This window comes from Roseateles sp. P5_B10 (assembly GCF_056400485.1).
Genome location: NZ_JBFULE010000155.1, coordinates 1 through 9,005, shown reverse-complemented (window position 1 = coordinate 9,005; position 9,005 = coordinate 1). Strand labels below are relative to the sequence as shown.

General features: G+C 66.2%; 11 protein-coding genes and 1 pseudogene. 6 read left to right on the top strand and 6 right to left on the bottom strand.

The window, feature by feature from the left end; genetic code table 11:
* Both AC1DU6_RS12285 and AC1DU6_RS12280 read right to left on the bottom strand, forming a co-directional pair.
* Positions 1-723: pseudogene (locus AC1DU6_RS12285) on the bottom strand (hypothetical protein); the annotation flags it as partial.
* 14 nt (positions 724-737) lie between these two features.
* Positions 738-1,031: a hypothetical protein gene (locus AC1DU6_RS12280; protein WP_477857474.1), complete on the bottom strand. Its 294-nt coding sequence runs from the start codon at positions 1,029-1,031 to the stop codon at positions 738-740.
* Between the two features lie 366 nt (positions 1,032-1,397).
* Here AC1DU6_RS12280 and AC1DU6_RS12275 point away from each other — a divergent pair, with 366 nt between their 5' ends.
* The 5 genes from AC1DU6_RS12275 to AC1DU6_RS12255 are packed head-to-tail and all read left to right on the top strand — an operon-like array spanning position 1,398 to position 5,423.
* Positions 1,398-2,780: a CmpA/NrtA family ABC transporter substrate-binding protein gene (locus AC1DU6_RS12275; protein ID WP_477857473.1), complete on the top strand. Its 1,383-nt coding sequence runs from the start codon at positions 1,398-1,400 to the stop codon at positions 2,778-2,780.
* Positions 2,777-3,649: a nitrate ABC transporter permease gene (gene ntrB / locus AC1DU6_RS12270; protein WP_477857471.1), complete on the top strand. Its 873-nt coding sequence runs from the start codon at positions 2,777-2,779 to the stop codon at positions 3,647-3,649. Before AC1DU6_RS12275 ends, ntrB begins: the two co-directional genes overlap by 4 nt.
* Positions 3,639-4,520 carry an ABC transporter ATP-binding protein gene (locus AC1DU6_RS12265; RefSeq protein WP_477857470.1) on the top strand — a complete coding sequence of 294 codons (882 nt, stop codon included), beginning with the start codon at positions 3,639-3,641 and terminating at the stop codon, positions 4,518-4,520. The genes ntrB and AC1DU6_RS12265 overlap by 11 nt, the downstream gene beginning before the upstream one ends.
* Positions 4,517-4,960 carry a cyanase gene (gene cynS / locus AC1DU6_RS12260; RefSeq protein WP_457323601.1) on the top strand — a complete coding sequence of 148 codons (444 nt, stop codon included), beginning with the start codon at positions 4,517-4,519 and terminating at the stop codon, positions 4,958-4,960. Before AC1DU6_RS12265 ends, cynS begins: the two co-directional genes overlap by 4 nt.
* A gap of 1 nt (position 4,961) precedes the next feature.
* Positions 4,962-5,423 (top strand): nuclear transport factor 2 family protein, encoded by a 462-nt coding sequence (locus AC1DU6_RS12255; RefSeq protein ID WP_056197566.1) that lies wholly within the window; start codon positions 4,962-4,964, stop codon positions 5,421-5,423.
* Here the strand turns inward: AC1DU6_RS12255 and AC1DU6_RS12250 are convergent.
* The 4 genes from AC1DU6_RS12250 to modB are packed head-to-tail and all read right to left on the bottom strand — an operon-like array spanning position 5,420 to position 8,323.
* Positions 5,420-6,217, bottom strand: a complete 798-nt coding sequence (locus tag AC1DU6_RS12250) for a TOBE domain-containing protein (RefSeq protein WP_477857467.1) — start codon at positions 6,215-6,217, stop codon at positions 5,420-5,422. The genes AC1DU6_RS12255 and AC1DU6_RS12250 overlap by 4 nt on opposite strands.
* A complete protein-coding gene (locus tag AC1DU6_RS12245) occupies positions 6,214-6,915 on the bottom strand; it encodes a sulfate/molybdate ABC transporter ATP-binding protein (protein WP_477857465.1) in 702 nt (233 codons plus the stop codon). Before AC1DU6_RS12245 ends, AC1DU6_RS12250 begins: the two co-directional genes overlap by 4 nt.
* Positions 6,912-7,643, bottom strand: a complete 732-nt coding sequence (gene modA / locus AC1DU6_RS12240; RefSeq protein ID WP_477857464.1) for a molybdate ABC transporter substrate-binding protein — start codon at positions 7,641-7,643, stop codon at positions 6,912-6,914. Before modA ends, AC1DU6_RS12245 begins: the two co-directional genes overlap by 4 nt.
* Positions 7,640-8,323, bottom strand: a complete 684-nt coding sequence (modB, locus tag AC1DU6_RS12235; protein WP_477857463.1) for a molybdate ABC transporter permease subunit — start codon at positions 8,321-8,323, stop codon at positions 7,640-7,642. The genes modA and modB overlap by 4 nt, the downstream gene beginning before the upstream one ends.
* Before the next feature lie 84 nt (positions 8,324-8,407).
* On the opposite strand from modB, the gene AC1DU6_RS12230 reads away from it, so the two are divergent.
* A partial coding sequence (locus tag AC1DU6_RS12230; protein ID WP_477857461.1) for a DedA family protein occupies positions 8,408-9,005 on the top strand: 598 nt, incomplete at its 3' end.

Genomic DNA, 9,005 nt, shown 5'->3' with positions numbered 1-9,005 from the left:
CAATGAATAAAGGATAGACACGGGATTGGAACTCACATGGCTTCTCACGAGGCCCGCGTCACGCAAGCGGTGGAACGCATCGCGAATTGGAAGTGGGAGAATTTTGCCCGACTTGGTTTCAATGGTCAGCTCCATTGGAGCAGACTGGGTGGACTTGAAGAGTCGTACTAGGACAGACAACTCTGTGTCGGAAATCGAATCGACAAACGCGCGAAGCTTGAAGTCGTCAATCGTTTCGGATTCGCGCAGGCGGTCTGTCAGAAGTCTAGTTACTGTTCCTCGTGCCGCTTCGGTCGAAGTAAAGTCAATTGCGATGTGAGGAATCGAGGATACGTCGAAGAGGAGTCGTTTGGAGTCGTCGCGGACGATGACAACTTTGGCGGGGCTCTTTACGGCGTGTGCAAGACCAAGTTCGTACATGACGTTGCCGTTTCGAACCGGTTCGGAGGCATCTGCGGCACCCGAAAGATCGGACACGTCCGCGAGGACTAGCCGGGACTCGCAGATGCCGCGGACTATCTCTGTCACGATAGAGTCGCCCGACTGGCTTTCGTCCACGCGCCTGGCAGTGAGTGGTTTCCCCCGATATCGAATCGACTCTATGGCGGGGCGGAAAACGTCATGGAAGCGAGTTTCATATCGAGGTGCGAAGCTCATTGCGACGAAGACTTCGTCAGCTTCAACGCCACGCCACAACTGCTCGATAAATGTGTTTGGATGCATTTCGAGACCTAACGTCAAAGCTCAGCGGGCGGCGCAGCCGTCCGCTGGAGCGAGAGGTTGGACAGCACACGGGAGGCAAGTTGCTCGACCAGTGCCGCAGGCGTTCCGCGCAATGACAGCCCGACATACGTCTCGGCAACCGCCTCCAAATTCCCGTTTGGCAGCGTGATCTGGAAGACGGTCACTTCTTGGCTTCCGCCGAGGATCCATCCCTTGTCCACGATCGAGCCTCCGAGAGCCTCGACTTCCGCGACGAGGCGAAAGAACAAGTCGTCGTCGTATTCGGAGCCAAGAACGATCTCGGTCATGGTGCTGTTCAACGTGTTCTGTGGAGACAGGCGACGCCGCCTAGGCAGGCGCGCTGCGCTCTAGATCGGCGCATTGCGGCGCAGGCAAGTGCTTGAATCAACACAGAAATTCTCCCGTTCCACTGCATTCCATACAGCATTAAATTTCCGTCAAAAGCGGCGCGCACTTACAAGTTCTCTGCTGTGCGTTTTGCTTGCCGTTGACGCCTGATGATGCCAGCGGCGCTGGCTCTCGCCCCGCCGCCGCCAACCGCTGCAGACCCAGGTTTTCCCTGGTAGTTCCACCCCTACAAAAACTCGCCGCCCCTCACGATTCCGCAACGACGCACTGATTCCTAGAGTCGCTCCCATCCTGAGGAGCACTCGATGACCCACGATCCCTACGACGCCGACCGGCCTTTGCTGATGCATTGCGCCTGCGGCCAGCACGCCAGCGCTGCTGACCATGCTGCTGCCGAACTGCGCGCACGCAGCGAAACGGCCGACTTCGAGGCCGAGTCCGCCAGCTTCGTCGAGGCCTCGCTCGTGAAGGCGCTGTTCCCGCAGGACGCACTGCGCCGCCGCTTCCTGAGGGCTGTCGGTCGCAACACCGCAATGGCCGCCATCGGCAGCGTGCTGCCCATCGCCTCGTTGCAGGCCATGGCGCAGGGCGGTCAAGGCTCGCTGGAGAAGAAGGACCTGAAGATCGGCTTCATTCCCATCACCTGCGCCACGCCGCTGATCATGGCGCATCCGCTCGGCTTCTATGCCAAGCAGGGACTGAACGTGGAGGTGGTGAAGACGGCGGGCTGGGCGCTCATCCGCGACAAGATGATCAACAAGGAGTACGACGCGACGCACTTCCTGTCGCCGATGCCGCTGGCGATCAGCCTGGGCCTGGGCGCGCCGGCCACGTCGATGAACGTGGCCACCATCCAGAACACCAACGGCCAGGCCATCACGCTGAGCGTCAAGCACAAGGACAAGCGCGACCCGGCGAGCTGGAAGGGCTTCAAGTTCGCAGTGCCCTTCGAGTATTCGATGCACAACTTCCTGCTGCGCTACTACGTGGCGGAAGCGGGGCTGGACCCGGACCGCGACATCCAGATCCGCGTGGTGCCGCCGCCCGAGATGGTGGCCAACCTGCGCGCCGGCAACATCGACGGCTTCCTGGGCCCGGACCCGTTCAACCAACGCGCCGTGTACGAGGAGGTGGGCTTCATCCACCTGCTGACCAAGGAGCTGTGGAACGGCCACCCCTGCTGCGCCTTCGGCACGAGCACGGAGTTCATCCAGAAGAACCCCAACACCTTCATCGCGCTGTACCGCGCGGTGCTGACCGCCGCGGCCATGGCCCGCGAAGCCAAGAACCGCGAACTGATCGCCAAGGTCATCGCGCCGCAGGMCTATCTGAACCAACCCGAGACCRTCATCGCCCAAGTGCTGACGGGCAAGTTCGCCGATGGCCTGGGCAACGTCAAGGTCGTGCCGGACCGTGCCGATTTCGACCCCATGCCCTGGCAGAGCATGGCCGTGTGGATGCTCACGCAGATGAAGCGCTGGGGCTATCTGAAGGGCGACGTGAACTACAAGCAGATCGCCGAGAAGGTCTTCCTGCTGACCGATGCGCGCAAGCAGATGAAGGCGCTCGACCAGGCCGTGCCGGAGGACAAGAGCGGCGGCTACCCGAAGTTCAAGGTGATGGGCAAGGAGTTCGATCCGACGAAGCCGGACGCCTACATCAATAGCTTCGCGATCAAACGCACATGAAGCCCTCGCTTGCTTTCCGCGCCGGCCTGCTGTCTCTGCTGCTGCTTGGCTGYCTGCTCGGCCTGTGGCATCTGGCCACGCTGGGCAGCGGCGCAAGCGCCGCGCCCACGGCGGCCATGACGCCCGAGCAGATCGAATACGCCAAGCTGATGGGCAAGCCGGTGGACGCAACGCCGGTGGCCGCGAAGAGCGGCTTCCCGACGCTGGCGCAGATGGGCCGCACGGTCGTTCACCACCTGTCCGAGCCCTTCTACGACCGCGGCCCCAACGACAAGGGCATCGGCCTGCAGCTGGCCTATTCGCTGGGTCGCGTGGGGCTGGGCTATCTGCTCGCGGCGCTGGTCGCCATCCCACTGGGCTTCGTCATCGGCATGAGCCCGCTGATCTACCGCGCGCTCGATCCGTTCATCCAGGTGCTSAAGCCSATCTCGCCGCTCGCKTGGATGCCGCTGGCGCTCTACACGATCAAGGACTCGGCGGCGAGCGGCATCTTCGTGATCTTCATCTGCAGCCTGTGGCCGATGCTGATCAACACCGCCTTCGGCGTGGCCGGCGTGYGGCGCGAGTGGCTGAACGTGGCGCGCACGCTGGAGGTGAGCCCGCTGCGCCGTGCCTTCGAGGTCATCCTGCCCGCGGCGGCGCCCACCATCCTGACGGGCATGCGTATCAGCATGGGCATCGCCTGGCTCGTCATCGTCGCGGCCGAGATGCTGGTCGGCGGCACGGGCATCGGCTACTTCGTCTGGAACGAGTGGAACAACCTCAGCCTGCCCAACGTCATCTTCGCCATCCTCGTCATCGGCCTCGTCGGCATGGCGCTGGACCTGCTATTCGCCCGCGCCCAGAAGGCCATCACCTATGTCGACTGAACTCGTTCAGGTGCAAGGCCTGGCCAAGCGCTATGGCGACGCGACCGTCTTCGATCACGTCAACTTCACGCTGACCGAAGGCGAGTTCGTCTGCATCATCGGCCACAGCGGCTGCGGCAAGACGACCATCYTCAACGTGCTGGCCGGGCTGGAGCAGGCCAGCGACGGCCACGTCTTCATGGCCAAGCGCGAGGTGAGCGCGCCAGGGCTGGAGCGCGGTGTCGTCTTCCAGGGCCATGCGCTGATGCCGTGGCTCACGGTGCGTCAGAACATCGCCTTCGCGGTACGCAGCAAGTGGCCCGGATGGAAGCGCGCCGAGGTCGATGCGCAGGTCGAGAAATACGTCGCCCTCGTTGGCCTCACGCCCGCGCTGGACAAGAAGCCCAGCCAGCTGTCCGGCGGCATGAAGCAGCGCGTGGGCATCGCCCGCGCCTTCGCTATCGAGCCGCGCATGCTGCTGCTGGACGAGCCCTTCGGCGCGCTGGACGCGCTGACGCGCGGCACCATCCAGGACGAACTGCTGAAGATCTGCGCCGCGACACGCCAGACGGTCTTCATGATCACGCATGACGTGGACGAAGCCATCCTGCTGGCCGACCGCATCCTGCTGATGGCCAACGGCCCGCAGGCGCGCGTGGCGGAGATCGTCGTCAACACGATGAGTCGCGACCGCCAGCGCGCGTCGCTGCACCACGACCCGCAGTTCTATCGGATCCGCAACCACCTCGTCGACTTCCTCGTCGAGCGCAGCGCCACGCTGTCGCATGGCCGCGCGCCGGAGCAGCCGCCCGAGGTGCGACCAGGTCTTGCGCAGACCGCTGAAGTCATTCCCCTAGACCCCTCACTCACCACCCTCAGGAGCCAAGCATGAGCCGCCTCGAAGTCACCGAAAAAATCATCGCCACCAAGGTCGCCAAAGGCATCAAGTGGGCCGACGTGGCCACTGAGCTCGGCCTCAGTAAGGAGTGGGTCACCGCCGGCTGTTTGGGCCAGATGACCTTCAACGAAGAGCAGGCGGCCAAGCTGGCCAAGGTCTTCGACCTGACCGAGTGTGAGACGCAGTGGCTCAAGGTCGTGCCCTACAAGGGGAGCCTGCCGACCAGCGTGCCCACCGACCCGCTGATCTACCGCTTCTACGAGCTGATCAGCGTCTACGGCACGACCTTCAAGGAGCTGATCCACGAGGAGTTCGGCGACGGCATCATGAGCGCCATCGACTTCAAGATGGACTTGCAGCGCGAGCCGAACGCGGCCGGCGACCGCGTCAACATCGTCATGAGCGGCAAGTTCCTTGGCTACAAAACCTACTGACATGAAGCCGCCGCTTCCACCCTTCACGCCAGAGTCGGCGGTGCAGAAAGTGCGCCTGGCCGAAGACGCCTGGAACAGCCGTGACCCCGACCGCGTCGTCGGCGTCTACACGGACGACACGGTCTGGCGCAACCGCGCGGAATTCCCGGTCGGCCGCGAGCAGGTGCATGGCTTCCTCGTGCGCAAGTGGGCGCGCGAGCTGGACTACCGCCTCATCAAGGAGCTGTGGGCTCATGACGGCCATCGCATCGCTGTGCGCTTTGCGTACGAGTGGCACGACGACTCCGGCCACTGGTACCGCAGCTATGGCAACGAGAACTGGGAGTTCACCGCAGAGGGCCTGATGCGGCGGCGCTTTGCCAGCATCAATGACCTGCCCATTGCGACATCGGCGCGGCTGTTCTTCTGGCCGCTGGGCCGGAGGCCGGATGAGCATCCGAGCCTGAGCGACCTGGGGCTCTAGGCGCGAACGGCCAGCATCACTGCATACGCCTTGAATACGGCCGTTGCCGGTTGGCCCACCGCCAGCGCCAGGCCGTCGACCGCGTCATTGGTGACGCTCGCCGTGACCACCGTGCCGCCCGGCAGCGTCACGCCGATCAGCGACGACACCGCGCCGCGCTCCACGCGCGACACCGTGCCGGCCAGCTGGTTGCGGGCCGACAGCCTGTAGCTGCCGAAATCCGTCACCAGCACGACCTCGCTGGACTTCACGAGCGCCAGGGCCTCCTTGCCCGTCTGCACCTGCAACTCCTGCGCGGCCTCGGTCGTCAGTGAGGCGGTGACATGCTGGCCGCCGTCCAGCGCGACGCGCACCGTCGTCGTCGACGGGCCGGGGTTCACGCCCGAGATGCGGCCGAAGAACTGGTTGCGGGCGGTGGTCTTCATGCTCATCCTTTTCAGCAGCGCGTCGAGCGCCGGTTGGGTGGCCAGCCAGGCGGCCTGTTCATGCAGGAAGGCGGCGTGCCGGGCCTGCAGCTCGCGCCAGGCGACGAGCAGGGCCTCGCCTTCGGCCGTCAGCCGCGTGCCGCCCCCGCCGGCGCCGCCCGTGGCCTTGTCGACCAGCGGCGCATGCGTCAACGCCATCGCCGCGTCCAGTACCAGCCAGGCGCCCTTGTAGCTGTAGCCGGCGGCGCGGGCGGCCTTCTGAAGCGAGCCGGTCAGCGCCAATGCGGCCAGCAGGTCGAAGAAGCGGCCGTCGAGCCGGCCGGCCAGGCGCAACTCGCCCTGCAGCAACGGGTGGTCTGGGGTGCTCATAGCAGTCGGGCGCGCAGCTCGGGGTCGCYGGCCTGCAGCCGCTGGCTGACCTGGCCGCCATCGACCAGCACGATCTCGTCGGCCAGCGTCAGCACGTCGTCGGCATCGTGGCTGACCATGACGGCCGGGATGCCCCATTGCGCTAGCACGCGCTGCAGCTCAGCGCGCAATTCGCGGCGCAGCGCGCTGTGCAGGGCGGCGAAGGGTTCGTCCAGCAACAGCACGTTGGGGTTGCAGGCCAGCGCCCGGGCCAGCGCCACGCGTTGCTGCTGGCCGCCGGAGAGCGTGGCCGGTTTGCTGCGCGCCATGGCCGTGAGGCCGAAGGATTCGATCAGCTCGTCCACCCGCGCCGCGTCCTCGGCCTTCAGACGCTTGCGCCAGGTCGTCAGTCCGAAGGCGATGTTGTCGCGCACGCTGAGGTGGGGGAACAGGGCGTAGTGCTGGAACAGATAGCCGACGCCGCGAGCCTCGGGCGGCAGGTTGATGCCGGCGGCGGTGTCCAGTAGCGCGTGGCCGTTCAAGCGCACGTGGCCGGCACGCACTGGCAGCAGCCCGGCCATGGCTTGTAGCGTCAGCGACTTGCCGGCGCCCGATGGGCCGTAAAGGGCGACGAAGGGCGCCTCCGTTGCAAAGGCGACATCCAGGTCGAAGCGGCGCCGGGCGTCGCTGACTGAGAGTTGCAGGCGAACGTCGATCAAGGTTTGCCGAAACCGTACTTGGCCAGGATGCCCTGGGCTTCGGCCCCGCCGAGGAAGGCGACGAAGTCTCGCGCCAACGCGGCCTGCCGGCTGCCCGCCACGACGGCGGCCGGGTAGGTGATGGGCGTGTGGCCGCCTACCGCCGCGACCACGCGCAGCTTGTCCTTGGCGATCTCGGCGTCGGTGCGGTAGACGAAACCGGCCTCCACCTCGCCGCGAGCGACGTAGTCCAGCACCTGGCGCACGTTGTCGGCGAAGACAAGCTTGGGGCTCACCGCCGACCAGAGCTGTGCGGCCCCCAGGGCCTGCTGCGTGTATCGGCCCACGGGGACGGAGGCCACCTTGCCCACGGCAATGCGTTTCACGGCGGGCAAGGTCAGGTCACCCAGGCGCTTGACGGGGCTGTCCGGCGGCGCCACCAGTACCAGCGTGTTGCTCGCGAAGTCGCGGCGAGTGCCGGTGGCGATGAGCTGTTGGTCGGCACTGCGGTTCATCGTCTCCTGGTCGGCGCTGACGAAGACGTCCACCGGTGCGCCCTGGGCAATCTGCTGCAGCAGCACGCCCGAGGCGGCGAAGTTGAAGCGCAGCGTCGCGCCGGGCTTGACCGCTTCGAAGCGCGGGGCGATCTCCTTGAAGGCGTCGGTCAGGCTGGCGGCGGCCGAGACGGTGAGTTGCTGGGCCGAGGCCAGCAAGGGAAGGGCGGTCAACAGGAGCAGCAGGCGCTTCATGACGGCGAGCGTTGCAGAAAGCGGTTGGACAGCACGAGGATGGCAACCGAGAGGGCTGACACGACGAGGGCGAGCATCAGCGCCAGGTCGTCGCGCYCGGCCTGCACGGCGTCGTAAATGGCCATGGAGGCGGTCTGGGTCTGGCCCGGGATGGAACCGGCCACCATCAGCGAGGCGCCGAACTCGCCCATCGCGCGGGCGAAGGCCAGCAGCGTGCCGGCGAGGATGCCGGGCCAGGCCAGCGGCAGCGTCACACGCAGGAAGGTGCTCCAGCCCGACTGGCGCAGCGTGCGCGCGGCGGCTTCGAGGTTGCGGTCAACCTGGGCGAAGGCGTTGCTGGCGCCCTTGAGCACCAGCGGCAGGGCGACCAGCGTCGAGGCGATGACGGCGCCGTGCCAGTTGAAGATGATGGTGTAGTCGAAGTGCTCGCGCAGCCAGCCACCGAGGGCGCTGCGCCGACCCATCAGCACGAGGATGCCGTAGCCCAGCACGGTCGGAGGCAGCACCAGTGGCAGCATGCAGATGGCCTCCAGCAGGCCCCGGCCCGGGAGCCTGGTGCGAGCGAACACCCAGCCCAGGGCCATGCCCAGCACAAGGGCCAGCGCCGTTGCGACGACGGCCACACGCAGCGTCAGCGCCAGCGGCGCAGCGTCGAACTGGCTCCAGAGATCGGTTGGCATGGTGGCGTAATGTAATCAACTACATCACGAATTGCCGGCCGAAGCGGGGACTGGCCACGGCGCACTATGCTGTCGGGCAATGCCATGGAACTGCTGATCGATCTCTTTGCTCGCTACGGCTTGCTGGCTGTGGCCGTCGCCGTGCTGCTGCACCAGCTCGGCGCGCCGCTGCCGTCCACGCCCTTGCTGCTGCTGCTGGGCGCGGAGTCAGCGGCACGCGAGGGCTTCGCGTTGCGCGCCTTCACCGCGATCACGCTGGCGGCGATGGTGGCCAATGTGCTTTGGTTCTGGGCGGGCCGGCGCCTGGGGCGGCGTGTGCTGGCGGCGCTGTGCCGCATTTCCATCTCGCCGGACAGCTGCGTGCGCCAGAACGAGATCAGCTTCGCCCGTCGTGGCGTGCTGACCCTGCTCATCGCCAAGTTCGTGCCGGGGCTGTCCATGCTCGCGCCGCCGCTGGCGGGTGCCCTGGGCATGACGGCGGGGCGCTTCCTGACCTGGAACCTGCTCGGCTCGGCGCTCTGGGCGGCCGCGGGCCTGGCGGCCGGCCGCGTCTTCCACGCGCAGATCGATGCCGTGCTGCGGGAGCTGAGCCAGTTGGGCGGCGCCGCCCTGGCCCTCGGCGCAGCGATCGTCGCCGCCTATCTCGGCTGGCGGCTGTGGCGGCGCGCCGCCGTCCGGCGCG